This is a genomic window from Streptomyces sp. NPDC030296 (assembly GCF_055572815.1).
In genome coordinates this window covers 1-14214 of sequence record NZ_JBVICQ010000017.1, presented here as the reverse complement: position 1 = coordinate 14214, position 14214 = coordinate 1, and the positions used below count along the sequence as shown (strand labels likewise).

The 14214-nt window shown below is 69.5% G+C and carries 14 protein-coding genes, 1 tRNA gene and 2 pseudogenes; 9 read left to right on the top strand and 8 right to left on the bottom strand.

Annotated features, from left to right (window positions below):
• The first annotated feature begins 217 nt into the window (after positions 1 to 217).
• From ACZ4Z3_RS35945 to ACZ4Z3_RS35925, 5 genes are all read left to right on the top strand, one after another.
• Positions 218 to 1696, top strand: a complete 1479-nt coding sequence (locus ACZ4Z3_RS35945) for a hypothetical protein (protein WP_468504988.1) — start codon at positions 218 to 220, stop codon at positions 1694 to 1696.
• 71 nt (positions 1697 to 1767) lie between these two features.
• Positions 1768 to 1926 (top strand): hypothetical protein, encoded by a 159-nt coding sequence (locus tag ACZ4Z3_RS35940; protein ID WP_468504987.1) that lies wholly within the window; start codon positions 1768 to 1770, stop codon positions 1924 to 1926.
• Between the two features lie 136 nt (positions 1927 to 2062).
• Positions 2063 to 2458 carry a nuclear transport factor 2 family protein gene (locus ACZ4Z3_RS35935; protein WP_468504986.1) on the top strand — a complete coding sequence of 132 codons (396 nt, stop codon included), beginning with the start codon at positions 2063 to 2065 and terminating at the stop codon, positions 2456 to 2458.
• Positions 2459 to 2699: 241 nt separating this feature from the next.
• Positions 2700 to 4172: an integrin-like protein gene (locus tag ACZ4Z3_RS35930; protein WP_468504985.1), complete on the top strand. Its 1473-nt coding sequence runs from the start codon at positions 2700 to 2702 to the stop codon at positions 4170 to 4172.
• A gap of 103 nt (positions 4173 to 4275) precedes the next feature.
• Entirely contained in the window at positions 4276 to 5295 is a 1020-nt protein-coding gene (locus ACZ4Z3_RS35925; RefSeq protein WP_468504984.1) for a Yip1 family protein, read from the top strand.
• A 125-nt stretch (positions 5296 to 5420) separates the two neighbouring features.
• Here the strand turns inward: ACZ4Z3_RS35925 and ACZ4Z3_RS35920 are convergent, their stop codons facing one another.
• Both ACZ4Z3_RS35920 and ACZ4Z3_RS35915 read right to left on the bottom strand, forming a co-directional pair.
• Complete coding sequence (locus ACZ4Z3_RS35920) at positions 5421 to 6368, bottom strand: CU044_5270 family protein (RefSeq protein WP_468504983.1); 948 nt, start codon at positions 6366 to 6368, stop codon at positions 5421 to 5423.
• 1 nt (position 6369) lies between these two features.
• Positions 6370 to 7002, bottom strand: coding sequence for an RNA polymerase sigma factor (locus tag ACZ4Z3_RS35915; protein WP_468504982.1), 633 nt, complete (start codon positions 7000 to 7002; stop codon positions 6370 to 6372).
• A gap of 230 nt (positions 7003 to 7232) precedes the next feature.
• Between ACZ4Z3_RS35915 and ACZ4Z3_RS35910 the strand changes: the two genes are divergently transcribed.
• Positions 7233 to 7997: a hypothetical protein gene (locus tag ACZ4Z3_RS35910; protein ID WP_468504981.1), complete on the top strand. Its 765-nt coding sequence runs from the start codon at positions 7233 to 7235 to the stop codon at positions 7995 to 7997.
• A 273-nt stretch (positions 7998 to 8270) separates the two neighbouring features.
• Positions 8271 to 8756 carry a DUF4265 domain-containing protein gene (locus ACZ4Z3_RS35905; protein WP_468504980.1) on the top strand — a complete coding sequence of 162 codons (486 nt, stop codon included), beginning with the start codon at positions 8271 to 8273 and terminating at the stop codon, positions 8754 to 8756.
• Between the two features lie 91 nt (positions 8757 to 8847).
• Here the strand turns inward: ACZ4Z3_RS35905 and ACZ4Z3_RS35900 are convergent, their stop codons facing one another.
• From ACZ4Z3_RS35900 to dcd, 3 genes are all read right to left on the bottom strand, one after another.
• A complete protein-coding gene (locus tag ACZ4Z3_RS35900; protein ID WP_468504979.1) occupies positions 8848 to 9009 on the bottom strand; it encodes a hypothetical protein in 162 nt (53 codons plus the stop codon).
• 320 nt (positions 9010 to 9329) lie between these two features.
• Positions 9330 to 9839, bottom strand: a complete 510-nt coding sequence (locus ACZ4Z3_RS35895) for a phosphoribosyltransferase (RefSeq protein ID WP_468504978.1) — start codon at positions 9837 to 9839, stop codon at positions 9330 to 9332.
• Between the two features lie 2 nt (positions 9840 to 9841).
• Entirely contained in the window at positions 9842 to 10417 is a 576-nt protein-coding gene (dcd, locus tag ACZ4Z3_RS35890) for a dCTP deaminase (protein WP_055541232.1), read from the bottom strand.
• A gap of 592 nt (positions 10418 to 11009) precedes the next feature.
• On the opposite strand from dcd, the gene ACZ4Z3_RS35885 reads away from it, so the two are divergent.
• Positions 11010 to 11083, top strand: a tRNA-Gly gene (locus tag ACZ4Z3_RS35885).
• Positions 11084 to 11173: 90 nt separating this feature from the next.
• Here ACZ4Z3_RS35885 and ACZ4Z3_RS35880 read toward each other — a convergent pair.
• From ACZ4Z3_RS35880 to ACZ4Z3_RS35870, 3 genes and pseudogenes are all read right to left on the bottom strand, one after another.
• A pseudogene (locus ACZ4Z3_RS35880) lies at positions 11174 to 12339 on the bottom strand (tyrosine-type recombinase/integrase).
• A complete protein-coding gene (locus ACZ4Z3_RS35875) occupies positions 12339 to 12551 on the bottom strand; it encodes an excisionase family DNA-binding protein (protein WP_468504977.1) in 213 nt (70 codons plus the stop codon). The pseudogene ACZ4Z3_RS35880 and the gene ACZ4Z3_RS35875 overlap by 1 nt, the downstream one beginning before the upstream one ends.
• Positions 12548 to 13009 (bottom strand): annotated as a pseudogene (locus tag ACZ4Z3_RS35870) (replication initiator); the annotation flags it as partial. The pseudogene ACZ4Z3_RS35870 and the gene ACZ4Z3_RS35875, both read right to left, overlap by 4 nt.
• Positions 13010 to 13084: 75 nt before the next feature.
• Here ACZ4Z3_RS35870 and ACZ4Z3_RS35865 point away from each other — a divergent pair.
• On the top strand, positions 13085 to 14143 hold the full coding sequence (locus ACZ4Z3_RS35865) for a DUF1152 domain-containing protein (RefSeq protein ID WP_468504976.1): 1059 nt from the start codon (positions 13085 to 13087) through the stop codon (positions 14141 to 14143).
• Positions 14144 to 14214: the final 71 nt, after the last annotated feature.

Genomic DNA, 14214 nt, shown 5'->3' with positions numbered 1-14214 from the left:
GGGCGCGAGGAGGTAAGAGGCCCCTGGCGCCCCACCGGTTCCACCCTCCACAAAAATTTCTCGAACTCCCGTACAACCCTCCCGCACCTTGGGCGGTCTCCTGTTCGCCGACTTCCCCGTGAACCCCGGACGAACTACGGGCGAACACGGACAGGAAGGGCACCCCATTGACTGCGGACGTCTGCCAGGCGTCCCGCATGCAGCAGGAGATTCCCGCATGCACAAGCATCTGCGACTCGCCCTCGCGACGGCCTCCGCGGCCGCGCTGACGGGCGGTCTGCTCACGTTCTCGGCCGCGACGGCCACGGCGGCCGACTCGGTCCACCACCCGGTGGCGGACTTCAACAACGACGGATACGGCGATGTGGCGTACTCGGCCGGCGGCGCCACGGTCGGCGGCAAGGCCGACGCGGGGCAGGTCGTCGCCCTGTACGGCTCGGCGAGCGGTATCAGCTCGACGAAGCGCACGACGATCAGCCAGAACACCTCGGGTGTACCCGGCCAGGCGGAGACCGGCGACTGGTTCAGCTGGTCCAGCGCGTACGGCGACTACAACGGCGACGGCTACGACGACCTCGCCGTGTCCGCGCCCATGGAGGACGTCGACGGCGACACCGACGGCGGCACCGTCCTCATCGTGTGGGGTTCCGCCTCGGGTCTGTCCGGAGCCACCACCATCAAGGACCTCGCCCCCTCGTCGCACGACCAGTGGGGCCGGTCGCTCGCCTCGGGTGACTTCGACGGCGACGGCACCGAGGACCTGGCGATCGGCAGCACCTCCAACGAGGTGTTCGTCGTCGGTGACGGCATCACCAAGTCCGGTTCGTTCGGCGACCAGTACGCCGTCAAGCTGGACATCGTCTCCGGCAAGGGCGCTGGCGCCATCATGCTCACCGCCGGCGACGCCAACGGCGACAAGCGCACGGACCTCGTGGTCGACGGCTTCGAGACCGACAGCTCCTGGCAGTACAACACCAACTGGTACGTGCCCGGTTCCTCCCAGGGCCTGGGCGCGGAGGGCGGTGTGCGTGAGCTGAAGCGCGGCATCATCACCGGCATCGGCGACATCAACGGTGACGGCTACGGCGACATCGTCACCGGCCAGGACTGGGACCCGTCGAAGGACGGCAGCGAGCCCAGCGTGCCCGGTTCGTCCACCGGCGGCAAGATCCACATCCTGTTCGGCTCCGCGGACGGCCCGGCCACCACGGTCGCGGTGACGCAGGACAGCGGCAACGTCCCCGGTTCCTCCGAGCGCGGCGACTACTTCGGCAGCGAGCTCTCCCTCGGCGACATCAACGGCGACGGCAGGACCGACCTGGTCGTCAGCTCGCCCGGCGAGAACCTCGGCGGTGTCGTCAACGCCGGTGCGGTGACCGTGCTGTACGGGTCGCCCTCCGGTGTGAACACCAGCTCCGGCTACCAGTACTTCGCTCAGTCCACGGCCGGTGTCCCCGGCACGGACGAGACGGACGACCTGCTCGGCGGCGAGGTCAAGCTCACCGATGTCACCGGTGACGGCAAGGCGGACCTCACCGTCGGCTCGTACGGCGAGAACGACTACAACGGCTCGCTGCTCTACCTGCCGTCCAACGGCAGCAAGATCACCACGTCCGGTGCCCGCTCCCTCGCCCCGTCCGCGGTCGGAGTCTCCACCGCCGGGCAGCCGGTGTTCGGCGCCAACGCGGCCAACTGACGTACCGCATACACGAGTTGGGCCCGCATCCGGTAAGGGTGCGGGCCTTCTCCCCTTCCCCCGGGAGCCCCATGCGCACCCGTACCCGCCCCCTCCTCGCGGCAGCCCTCACCACCGGCCTGCTGACGGCGCTCCCGGCGGCGCCGGCCGCCGCCGCTCCCGTGCGGTACGCGGACGACTTCAACGGCGACGGCTACCGGGACGTCGCGATCCCCGGCATTCCGCAGTGACCCGGCGCCGCACGGTCGCGGGGCGGGGGCGGAGGACCACTCGCGGGCGCACTCGCGGAGACCCACGCCGACGCGGATAATTCCCTTATCGGGACAATGAGGACATAACACGCATACGGAAAGCCGGCGATACCTCATGGCTGAACACCCCAACGCAGCGCTCGTCCGCAAGGGCTACGACGCCTTCACACGGGGTGACATGGACACCCTCCGAGGGCTGATGGCGGCGGACTGTACGCATCACGTCCCCGGCAGCCACATGCTCTCGGGCGACTACAAGGGCCAGGACTCGATGATCCAGCTCTACCAGCGGCTCTACGAGGAGACCGGTGGAACGTTCAGCGTCGACCTGAGCCACGTGTGCGTGGACGGCCGGGGCCACGCCGTCTCCGTGCACCGCTACACCGCCGAGCGCGGCGACAAGCGCATCGAACAGAACGGCTGCCTGGTCTTCCGCATCGTCGGAGACAAGATCACCGACATCGACGAGTGCCAGGAGGACCTGGAAAAGGAAGCGGAGTTCTGGTCCTGAGGTAGAGGGCGGCCGGGAGGCTCTGGGGGGTGAAGGGGGCCGCAGGCCCCCTTCAGGGGCGCGGGGAACCGCGCGAGCAACCACGACGCCCCCCGCGCCCGCCCACGCACAGTGACCCCCCACCCACCAGGCGCCCGGCCCCCCAAGCGGAGCGCACCCGCACAACCCAACCCCACCTCCAGGTGTCAAACAGGTGAACCCGCATCACCGCCGATATCCGGCCACCCACCTGGAGCCCCTCGTGCACAGACGGACGTACGCCCTGGCCGCCGCCGCGGCGGCCTGCTCGGCCACGACGGCACTCACGCTCTGCGCGGCCCCCCACGCGCTCGCCGCCCCCCAGCCCTCCCCCGTCACCAGCGACTTCAACGCCGACGGCTACGCGGACCTCGCCGTCGGCGTCCCCGACGCGACCGTGAACGGCAAGGCCAAGGCCGGCTACGTCCACGTCCTGTGGGGCGGCGCGAAGGGCGTCGGCCGTCACGGCGGCATCCGCATCAGTCAGGCCACCGCCGAGGTCCCCGGCACCCCGGAGAAGGGCGACCGTTTCGGCGCCGCCGTGGCGCTGGAGGACCTCAGCGGCGACGGCACGGCCGAGCTGATCGTCGGCGCCCCGGGCGAGGACGTGAACGGCACCACGGACGCGGGCGTGGTCGTCGTCGTGGGCGGCGGCAAGGGCAGCTCGCGCCCCGGCTCGAACGCCCTGGTCGGCCCGTCCGCGAACGCGGCGTACGGCTGGTCGGTCGCCGCGGCCGACGTGACCGGCGACGGCGGCCGGGACATCGTGGTCGGCGGCCGTGACAAGGTCGTCCTGCGGGCCGTGGTCGACGGCGGCGAGGACCTGGTCACCACCACCGTCCTCGCCACGCCCATGGGCGGCCGCGCCCCCCTCCTCGCCACGGGCGACTTCGACGCCGACGGCACGGACGACCTGGCCCTCGCGTTCCACACGATCAACGCCCCCTACACCCAGTCGCACGTACGGCTGTGGACGTGGGACCCGGCAGAGCGCCGCATGGACAACTTCTGGAACGCGAGCAACGGCGCGGCCTCCGCCCTCGCCACCGGCGACTTCGACGGCGACGGCCTGGACGACCTGGCCCTCGGCGAGTGCCGCGAGATCGCCGACGAGAACATCGACGACCCGTGCGGCCCGGAGTCGTACGCCAAGGGCGGCGGCATCCACATCCTCTACGGCCACCCGGGCTCGTTCGGCTTCCGCACCCAGACCCTCAACCAGGACACGGTCGGCGTGTACGGCGTCGCCGAGACCGGCGACCGTTTCGGGGCGTCCCTCGCCGTGCTGGACTGGAACCGCGACGGCCGCGACGACCTGGTCGCCGGTGCCCCCGGCGAGGCCATCGGCAGCCGCGTCCGCGCCGGCGCGGCGACCCTGCTGCTGAGCCACAGCAGCGGCATCGTCGACCCGTCCGGCGAGGCCACGTCCGTCGCGTACCACCAGGACAGCCCCCGCGTCCCCGGCGCGGCCGAGACCGGCGACGCGTTCGGCGCGGCCGTCGCGACCGGCGACTACGACAAGGACGGCGTCCCCGACACGGCGATCGGCGCCCCCGGGGAGAACGGCGGCTCCGGCGGCGTCTGGCTCCTCCCAAGGGCCTCCGCGAAGGGCTCGTACGCCCTCACCCCGTCCGACCTGGGCCTCCCGTCCCCGACGACGGCCCTGCGGTACGGCAGGTACATGAGCAGCCACTGAGCCGGCCCGGCAGGAGCCGACGCCCCCCTCACGACACCCTGAGTACTCCCGGAGGATCCCGGAACGAAATCTCCGACCCGAGTACCTGACGATCCCTTAGGGGATGTCACAGCTCGGCCGCAAAGCCGGGCCGGTGCCCCCCGGTCCGGCACGCCGCTCGCCGGGACCAGGTACGTTCGATGACGTGGCTGGATTCAGGATCGGACGCGGCCGGGACAACGGCGCTCCTCAGACGCGACCGCAACACCCCCCGCACGGACAGCAGGCCCCGCAGGCCGGCGGCCCGTCGTACGGCTATCCCCAGACGCCACCGGGCCCGCCGTACGGCGGAGGCCGGGGCGGCAGCCAGGGCTGGCCGCAGACGCACGGCGGCCGCCCGGGCAACTACGGCCCCCAGGGCCACCAGGGCCAGGGGAACCACGGCGAGCCGGAGTACTTCGGCGACGGCGGCCACGGCGGCGCCGGCGCGGACCCGTACGCGGCCAACAACCCGGGCCACACCCAGATGTTCGCCGTCGGCGAGGACCCGTACCAGCAGGGCGGCACCTACCGCGCCGGGAACGCCCCCGCGGCCCCGGTCGGCCCGCGCCTGGCGTGGAAGGACCTCCTGAAGGGCATCGTCACCAGCCCGAACCAGACGTTCCTGGTGATGCGCGACTACGCGGTGTGGGGCCCGGCCCTCATCGTGATGTTCCTCTACGGCCTGCTCGCCGTCTTCGGCTTCGACACGGCCCGCGAGGACGCGATCAACGCGACGCTGTCGAACGCCGTGCCGATCGTCCTGGTCACCGCGGTGACGATGGTGCTGAGCACGTTCATCCTGGGCGTGGTCACCCACACCCTGGCCCGCCAGCTGGGCGGCGACGGCGCGTGGCAGCCGACGGTCGGCCTCTCCATGCTGATCATGGCGCTCACGGACGCGCCCCGCCTGGTCGTGGCGATGTTCGCGGGCGGCGACGCGCCGTTCGTCCAGATCCTGGGCTGGATCACCTGGGTCGCCGCGGGCGCCCTGCTGACCCTGATGGTCTCCAAGTCCCACGACCTCCCCTGGCCGAAGGCCCTGGGAGCGTCGGCGATCCAACTGATCGCGATCCTGTCCCTGATCAAGCTGGGCACGTTCTAGACAGAGGCATCCCGCTTCGAGCGCACACGAGTGAGGGGCTCCCGGTCGACCGACCGGGAGCCCCTCACCCACATCACGAGCGTTGTCGACGCCGGCCGGGCTTGATCATGGCGCGCCCGGTCGGTTCAGGGCTTCTCGCCGTCCCGGTCGACGAGGGACTGGGTCATCTTCATCTCGCAGAATGTGACCTCGCCCTTCTTGTGCGAGCGCCCGGCCGACGAGCCGTCCTCATACGTCTCGTCGTAGTCGCGCACCGCGACCGACTGGTTCCCCCGGTACTGGAAGGTGTCGGGGTCGAGGAGGTACTCCCGGCGCTGAGCGGCCTCGCCGCCGAGGTCCGGGTACAGGGCGATGGCGTCATGCCCCAGGGGGTCCTTCACCAGGTGCGGGACCACCTCGATCGCGGGGTCCGCGGCCAGGGCCCGGTACAGCTTGGCCATCCCCTGCGGATGCACGGGATAGGCCTCGTCGAGGGTCGCCAGGAGCGCGAAGGTCTCGGCCTGCTCACGCGTCAAGCCGGTGTCCTCGCCCATGGGGAACATGTCCGCCGCCCGCTTCCGGATCTCGGCGGGGTCGTCCGGCAACGAGGCGAGCAGGCGATACAGCCGCCGCTGCGAGGGCTCGGTGTCGCCGTCCTCGTCGTCCTCCCTCACGGGGCTGTCGTACTGGACCCACTCCTCGCTCACCTCGGGCTTGGCGTCGGGCGCCGCGTCCGACGCTCCGTTCTGGCACTGCGCGGTCTTCAGGTAGACCCACTGGCCGTCGCGCGGACGCGGATCCGGCTGCCGCGACACCACTTCCGCCGCCTGATCCAGGAGTGCCGTCGCGGACGTCAGGTTCGGGCCGGCAGGCTGCACGCCGCGCTCGGGTCCACCGCCACCGACCAGCATGGTCACCAGCACCGCGATGGTGACCACCGTCGCGGCGCCCCCCGCAGCCGTCACGCGCCAGTCCAGCCGCACCCTGCGGGCAGAGCCCTGCTGCGCTGCTCGCAGCAGCTTCTGGCGGCCGGGAGCCAGCCTCACCCGGTCCGGCGTAGGCGCATCGGCGCGCAACTCGTGCGTCTTGGTCATGTCATCCATGGGTTACCGCCCCGTTGGGGTCGCTTACGAGGGTGGGGTCGGCGCCGAGCGCCGCACGCATCTTGCGCCGCGCCCGGTTCAGCCGGGAGCGGACCGTGCCGACCGGCACCCCGAGGGCGTCGGCACACTCCTGGTAGGTGAAGTCCGCCCAGGCGACCAGCAGCAGCACATGCCGGTCCTTCCCGGGCAGGGCCGCGATCGCCCCGGCCAGCGCCTGCTGCGAGGCCTCGGCCGTCACCCGCTCGTCGGCCCGTTCCGACCAGGACTCGGCCACCGGGTCGACGCCGGTACGGGCCAGCGCCCGCAGCGCCCGCACTTCGGCGCGGCGGTGGCTGCCGATGAGGTTGCTGGCGATGCCGTAGAGCCACGGCCGGGCACTGGCGCGCGCGACGTCGTAGCGGGCGCGGTTGCGGAAGGCGATGAGGAAGGTCTGTGCCGTGATGTCGTCGGCGTGACTGTCGCCCAGCCGGCGCATCACATACCGGTGGATCTCGGCGGCGTGTCTGTCGTAAAGCCTGGCGAACATCTCCGGCTGCTCCAGGGATTCCTGGATGACCAGCGCGTCGTCGGTGGGTGGGTCCCCCACGAGGCCCTCGCTTCTTCGTGCAGTAGGAGTGGAGTGCATTCCACCCCCTGTTGTCCGAAGCGGCCAGAAGGGTTCACGCGCAGGAGCTGCGCCGGTGGCGACCGCCAGGATCCGGGGCACCGTACCGGCCTCTCGCCTCGCGCCAGGCGGGGATCGTCGGATGCCCCATTGTGATGCGCGGGTGTACAACCCCGTGCGGATGCCGGCCGTCTGTAAGGCGCTGGAAGGATGAGCCTTCGGTGCCTTTCCGTAAGGAGATTGGGGATCAGGTGGGGAAGCAGGCCTGGAGAGTCGTCGTAGCCGGTGGTGCGGCGGCCGTGTTCACGGCCGTGGCTGCGGCGCCGGCCGGGGCGGCCGAGGGTGGGGTCTCCTTCACCCGTGTCCAGGTGAACGGCGGCAAGCCGATCGTGATCGGGGTGTCGAAGGAGGTCGCGGTGCCCGCCTCCTTCCGGATGGCGACCACTCGCAAGTGGAAGTGGCCGGCGGTGTTCCTGTACCGGGGTCGTTCGGGTGATCGGCTGTGGCACGCAGTCGAGACGAGCGACTGCATCAAGGTGAGCTCGGGCGTCTGCGACTTCAAGGAGACGATGTACTTCGACCCGAGCGTGTGGGACATGCGCAACAGCGAGGCCGGCGTCTGGAAGGTCGGGGCCGAGGTGTCCTTCCAGGGCGGCGGTGGTGACACCGACGACAAGGATCTGACGGTCCGCGTCAAGCGCGACTCCCGCCTGTCCGTGAACGCCTCGCCCGAACCCGTGGCCAAGGACAGGACCATCACCGTGACCGGGAAGCTCACGCGGGCCAACTGGGAGACCAGGAAGTACGCCTCCTACGGAGGCCGCCTGGTGAGCCTGCAGTTCAAGCCTGCCGGAACCGGCTCCTACACCACGGTGAAGAAGGTGTACGCGAACGGCTCAGGTGGTCTCAGCACGACCGTGAAGGCCTCCAAGACGGGAACGTGGCGCTGGGTGTACTACGGGAACACCACCACCGGGCCGTCGACGTCGTCCGGGGACGACATCGTGGTGAAGTGACGCCCGCGGTGCCGGCGGGCTGGTGGGGTCCGAGCCGGCGGTAAGGCCTGAGACGGCAAAGGCGTCGGGTCCGCCGCGATCGTGGCGGACCCGACGCCCGGGACCACCGGGGACCACCGGGGACCACCGGGAGATGAAATGGCCTGGCACCAGGCACCTGTACCGCTCAGCAGGTAAGCCTCGGGGGCGGTCGTCCCAACTTGCTCTGGTCGAAGACATGCCCCGTTCCCCCGGCTGCGGCAGCCCGCGGCAGGAGTGTGCATCCTGGGCTTCATGACGAACCCCGAAGGCCCGTACGTGAAGGTGCACTTTCTGCTCGAGATCGAGGACGACTGGCCCCCGGCATCGGTGGAGAGCCTGTGGGCCGTCGACCAGGGCGACGGCACCGCGCGGCTCGACAACATCCCGTGGTTCGTTCGAGGCATAGCGTGCGGGGACGTCGTGGCCACCGAGCCCGACGAGGAGGGCGTGCGATGGGTCGGCGAGGTGGTACGGCGTTCCGAGAACTGCACCATCCGCCTCATCGTGCTCCGTGACGACGGCTCCGAAGCCGCACGGCAGAGCGTGCTCAACGCCTTCCACGAACTCGGCGTCTGCGGCGAGGGCATGGAGCGGTTCGGCATGGTCGCCCTGGACGTCCCACCCACCGCCGATCTCACCAAAGTGCAGCGGCTCCTCAAGCACGGCGTGGCCAAGGAGTGGTGGCACATGGAAGAGGGCTGCATCACCGCCGAATGGCGGGCCACATCCGCCGGCTGACGCCGTTCTCACAGTTGGACATCACGCCCATCCCCGCGGCGATGCCTCGGTGCGCGGCCGACGCGGGCAAAGCCGGTGCTCCCGAGTCCCCTCAGTAGACGATGACTCTCCAGCGCTCGACCCACAGCAGCCATTCACCGCCCGGACCACGGACCTGGACGCGGTCGTCTTCCACCTGCCGGACGTCGCCGTAGAGCGTGCCGTCGGGGAGGTCCACCCTGACGATGTCGTGGACGTCCAGGTCATCCTCCACAGGCCGAGCCCACGCATGCGAACAGTGATCGCAGAGATAGCCGACCACATCGCATCCCCCCACAGTCATCGGCCGGCCCGGACGGACCGCTTCGACGAGGCACCGAGGGCAGGGGTCGGCAGTGTGTGCGCCTACTGATCGGGACATCGTCGGATCCTGCTGTACAGCAACGAAGACAGCAACCCCGGCACCCACTGACCAAGTGCCTGGTCAGGGGCCGTTTTGCCTGGCGGTGGGTGTGGGAGTGAACCCACGGTGACTTTCTCCACGACGGTGCTCAAGATCGCTGGACATCCAGGACCCGGTCGCGACGAACCGAGTCAGATCGCTTCCGTGGACGGAGTGACAGGCTCCCCCGACTTACGCACCACGGGCAGAACACTCCAGGGAAAGTTGATCCACTCGTCCGTCCGCTTCCACACGTACTCGCACTTCACGAGGGAGTGGGACTTCTCATAGATCACGGCGGACCTGACCTCGGCGACGGCGTCGAGGCAGAAGTCGTGGACGAGCTTGAGCGTCTTGCCCGTGTCGGCGACGTCGTCCGTGATCAGGACCTTCTTGTCGGAGAAGTCGATCGCGTTGGGCACGGGCGCGAGCATGACGGGCATCTCGAGGGTGGTGCCGACGCCGGTGTAGAACTCCACGTTGACCAGGTGGATGTTCTTGCAGCCGAGGGCGTAGGCCAGCCCTCCGGCGACGAAGACACCGCCGCGGGCGATGGAGAGGACGATGTCGGGCTCGTACCCGTCGTCGGCGATGGTCTGCGCGAGTTCGCGCACGGCGACGCCGAACGCCTCGTAGGTGAGGTTCTCCCGGGCCTGGGACATGCTCACACCTGCGTCCGGTGGAAGTTGAGGAAGGACCGGGAGGCGGTCGGCCCCCGCTGCCCCTGGTACCGCGACCCGTACCGCTCGCTGCCGTACGGGAACTGGGCCGGCGAGCTGAGCCGGAACATGCACAGCTGCCCGATCTTCATACCGGGCCACAGCTTGATCGGGAGCGTCGCCAGATTCGACAGCTCCAGCGTCACGTGACCGGAGAACCCGGGGTCGATGAACCCGGCGGTGGAGTGCGTGACGAGCCCGAGCCGCCCGAGCGAGCTCTTGCCTTCCAGACGGGAGGCGAGATCATCGGGCAACGTGATGACCTCGTAGGTGCTGGCGAGGACGAACTCCCCGGGGTGCAGGATGAACGGCTCGTCCCCCTCGGGCTCCACGAGCCGGGTGAGATCCGCCTGCTCGATGGAGGGGTCGATGTGGGGGTACCGGTGATTCTCGAACACCCGGAAGAAGCGATCGAGCCGCACGTCGATGCTCGACGGCTGCACCATGGATTCGTCGTACGGATCGATCCGCACCCGTCCCGCGTCGATCTCGGCCCGGATGTCCTTGTCTGAGAGAAGCACGCCCCGAGGATACGCAAGACGCGCGGACCCTCCGCATTCGGGCGGGGAACCGCGCGTCTCACGCCTACCGATACCGGCCCCGCACGCCTACGCCGCACGACGCCACCACAGCACTACGGCTGCGGCTTACTGCTTCTCGCTCACCGCTTCTCCAAGGCGACCGGCACGACGCTGCGCAGCCGGGCGCAGCGAGGGCAACGGATGAGCCGGCCGGGGCCGAGTCGCTCGGCCTGCTGCATCGGGAACGAAGCGGTGCTGAACACGTGCCCATCGGCACAACGGACGACGGTGCGCTCCATCAAGTCCAAGAGTCCCTTCCCCAAGAGCCGCGTCTGATGGCCGGCCTCACGCCGACCTGACGACGAAAGCCACATTACGGGATCATTGGGACGCCCCTCCAGGCGGCACTCCGATCCACCGGAGGCCCCCACGGACCCTCTTCCGCACCCTCACCGTACGCCCCAACTCCCGCGCCCCGCAGCCCCCGTCCCCACCCCTGAAACAGGCCCGGGCCCCACGGCATCAACACGCGGGGCCCGACATGAGGTAAAGTAACGAAGCGTTCCGACACCGGCACCGACCGGCGTCTTACGCGGGTGTAGTTTAATGGTAGAACATCAGCTTCCCAAGCTGAGAGCGCGAGTTCGATTCTCGTCACCCGCTCCATGCGAAACCCCCAGGTCAGAGACCCGGGGGTTCTTTGTTGTCTAGACCGGTGAGCGGGTGGCGCACCACAACCGCACCATTAGCTCTCGGCTAGCTTCCGGTGGCCTCCTCCTTGTGGTGCGCGGAGTTGTCCTTGTGGCTCTTCGCACGCTCGGCGCGCACCACCTCGTCGAGCCCAGCCGCCAGCTCGCGCTGCCGCTCGTCGTCGGAGTGCTGATAGATCAGCGCAACTTCGCGGAGGACTGCCCGGCCCGGACCATGGTGTCTTTCAGCGTCGCGCCGGAACGCGTCGACAGCGTGTGTCCGGTGTGACGAAGGTCGTAGAAGCGGAAGCCGTCCGGCAGACCCGCTGACGCTCGAGCACGACGCCATTTCCGCCCGAAGGACGTACGACGGAAGGCCGCCCCCTTCTCGCCGACGAAGACGAGGCCGTCAGGCCCCTTCTCCGCGTACCAGGCGAGATGACGCTTCACGTCCTTCTCCAGGAAGGCCGGAAGGACGACGAGACGAGCACCCGCATCGGACTTGGTGGCACCGGGAGCGCGCTTGCCGTTGGTGCGCTCGGGCTCGGCGACACGGACGCGGATCACTAGGTTGTCGAGGTCGACGTCTCGGCGCCGAAGGCCGGCCAGTTCCTCGGGCCGCATCGGTCCGTACGCGCCCAGGTAGACCATGAGGCGCCAACGGATGCCGATCGCGTCGGCAAGCGCGTCGACCTGGGCGACGGTGGCGATGCGACGCTCAGCCGCCGACTCCTTCCCCGCGCCCTTGATCCGGCACGGATTGCGGCTGATCAGGTCGTCATCAACGGCCGTCTCCATGATGCCTTTGAGCAGCCTGTACGCCTTGGCAACGGTTGTCTTGGCACTCGTGGACCGCAGCCGCTCAGCGCGCCACTCGCGGACGCGAGGAGCGGTGATCTCGTCCAGGTCGAGCGCGCCGAAGGCCGGGAGGACGTGGAGCCGAAGCAGGTGTTGGTAGAGGTCCACGGTACGAACGGCCAACTCCCGCTCCTCGACCCACTTCTCGGCGTACTCACGGAAGTTAACGGCGCCCGCGTCGGGAGAGCGCCAGTCGCCACGGCTGAGGTCGGCCTCAACCTGCGAGAGCCAGATCTCCGCGTCCTTCTTGGTCTCGAAGGTCTCCGGTGCACGGACCCGCTGGCCGTCAGGCGCGAGATACGACGCCGTCCACTTCCCGGACCGGTACTGACGCACGGCCCCGAAACGGCGTCGTCTGCCCTTCTTGTTGGCCATCAGGCAGCCCTCCGCAGTCCAGCGCGGCGGAGCCGGATCGGCTCCACGGTCCGAGCGGCCAAGTACTCGTGAAGGGCACTCTCGGGGTTCCGGACGTGGCGACCGACCTTGACGTACCGGATGCGCCGCTCCTCGATCAGCCGCCGGGGGAAGCGCGCGGTCGTGCCCAGCAGCTCGGCGACCTGGTCGACGGACAGGTAGCGGTCGTTCATGTGGTCGGCTCTCCTTCCGTTCCGGGGGCGGGTTCGAGGGATGCTGCAAGCCAGGTCTCGCCCGCGCTGAGACCCGTTCCGGCGAAGACCCAGTGAGCGAGCACGAGCGTGGTTTCGCCGTCCTGGGGTGCAGGCGGGGCAGCTTGTGCGCGGCGCCACGCGGCGCGGGCGTCGCGGAGGGCGCCGAGGGTGGTGGAGTAGCGGCGGGACTTGGTGGAGAAGTGGCCGCGAAAGCCGAGCATGTGGGCCCAGGCCCGTAGGCGGAGGTCGGCCAGCTCGGGGCGGGCGCCGAGGTTCCAGGCGGTTCGGATCATGCGGCGGGCGTGGTCGGTGATCCGGGCGCCTGCCAGCTCGGCGAGGAAGCGGATCGGCCGGTCGAGGGTGCCGGTCGCCGTCTCCGCGCCTTTGGTGGCGTACTTGGCGATGTACGCGGCTACGGCTCGCTCGGTCAGCTCCCCCGACCCCGTAGGCTGAACCGCATGAAGCGGTTGATCGTCGCAGCAGGAGGAGGGGGCGACGCAGTCGCCGCCGGAATGCTCCACACCGCCCTCTACGGCGACGAGGACCCGGCGGTGATCCTCACGTACGCGTGGGACCGCCTGTTGATCGACCCGGTACCGGGACCCCGAGGACCGGACAATTTCACCGGCCTCCAGCACCTCACCCCAGCAGTCCGGGCAGTGCCGGCCAACGCCCGCCCGATCGCTCCAGCAGGCTCCACCCTCCCTCGCCTCGCGGCAGAGCTCCCGCACACCTTCGCCCTGATCGACCCACACCACGGAGTCGAGGGCATCACCCGCCAACTCGCAGAACTGGTGACCCACTTCTCACCAGAGTCGATCGATCTCCTGGACGTCGGCGGAGACATCCTCGCCCGAGGCGATGAGCCGACGCTCAAGAGCCCGCTTGCAGACGCCGTCACGCTCGCCGCATGCTGCCAAGTGAACGCGCCGATCCGTCTCTTGGTGACAGGCCCCGGCCTGGACGGCGAGCTACCTCTTGATGACCTGCGCGGCATGCTCGGTCCGATCGTTCACACCTTCACGGCCAAAGACGTGGAGCCAATCAGCTCGGTCCTGGAGTGGCACCCGTCCGAGGCAACGGGGATGCTCGCGGCGACAGCCCGAGGAGTACGCGGCACGTGCGAGATGCGGGACGCCGGCCTTCCCGTGCCTCTCACCGACGAAGGGCCGACCGTCCATGAGGTCGACCTGGACGAAGCACTCAGCCGCAACCAACTGGCCCGCGCCATCACGACGACAGCCACCTTGGACGAGGTAGAGGCACACAGCCGCGAGATCTGCGGATACTCAGAGATCGACTACGAGCGCAACAAGGCCACGTGGCTCAAGGACCAGCCCCCGGCGAAGCTCGACCCCAAGGCTGCACTGACGCAACTCGATCAGTTCGAGGCCGAGGCCCGAAGCCGCGGAGTCACCCACACGACGTTCCGCCGCATCACCGAGGCACTGAACTTCAACGGCTCCCTACGCGAGGACCTGCGCCAACTGCTGATCAACAGCCGTCCGGAGAAGTACGACGCGCCCTTGTGGCGCATCACAGCCCCTTGTCCTGTCTCGGCTGATGGTTGACACTGCGGCTTCACCTGATGCTTGACACCGCTTGCCTCGGCTTGGCTGTGCGCGTCTGATCGGCGCGTGCA

Bases quoted from the DNA above. Each gene is read 5' to 3' on its own strand.
- ACZ4Z3_RS35945 (WP_468504988.1), top strand. From the start codon at position 218: ATGCACAAGCATCTGCGACTCGCCCTCGCGACGGCCTCCGCGGCCGCG.
- ACZ4Z3_RS35940 (WP_468504987.1), top strand. From the start codon at position 1,768: ATGCGCACCCGTACCCGCCCCCTCCTCGCGGCAGCCCTCACCACCGGC.
- ACZ4Z3_RS35935 (WP_468504986.1), top strand. From the start codon at position 2,063: ATGGCTGAACACCCCAACGCAGCGCTCGTCCGCAAGGGCTACGACGCC.
- ACZ4Z3_RS35925 (WP_468504984.1), top strand. From the start codon at position 4,276: ATGTCACAGCTCGGCCGCAAAGCCGGGCCGGTGCCCCCCGGTCCGGCA.
- ACZ4Z3_RS35920 (WP_468504983.1), bottom strand. From the start codon at position 6,368: ATGACCAAGACGCACGAGTTGCGCGCCGATGCGCCTACGCCGGACCGG.
- ACZ4Z3_RS35915 (WP_468504982.1), bottom strand. From the start codon at position 7,002: ATGCACTCCACTCCTACTGCACGAAGAAGCGAGGGCCTCGTGGGGGAC.
- ACZ4Z3_RS35905 (WP_468504980.1), top strand. From the start codon at position 8,271: ATGACGAACCCCGAAGGCCCGTACGTGAAGGTGCACTTTCTGCTCGAG.
- ACZ4Z3_RS35895 (WP_468504978.1), bottom strand. From the start codon at position 9,839: ATGTCCCAGGCCCGGGAGAACCTCACCTACGAGGCGTTCGGCGTCGCC.
- ACZ4Z3_RS35875 (WP_468504977.1), bottom strand. From the start codon at position 12,551: ATGAACGACCGCTACCTGTCCGTCGACCAGGTCGCCGAGCTGCTGGGC.
- ACZ4Z3_RS35865 (WP_468504976.1), top strand. From the start codon at position 13,085: ATGCTCCACACCGCCCTCTACGGCGACGAGGACCCGGCGGTGATCCTC.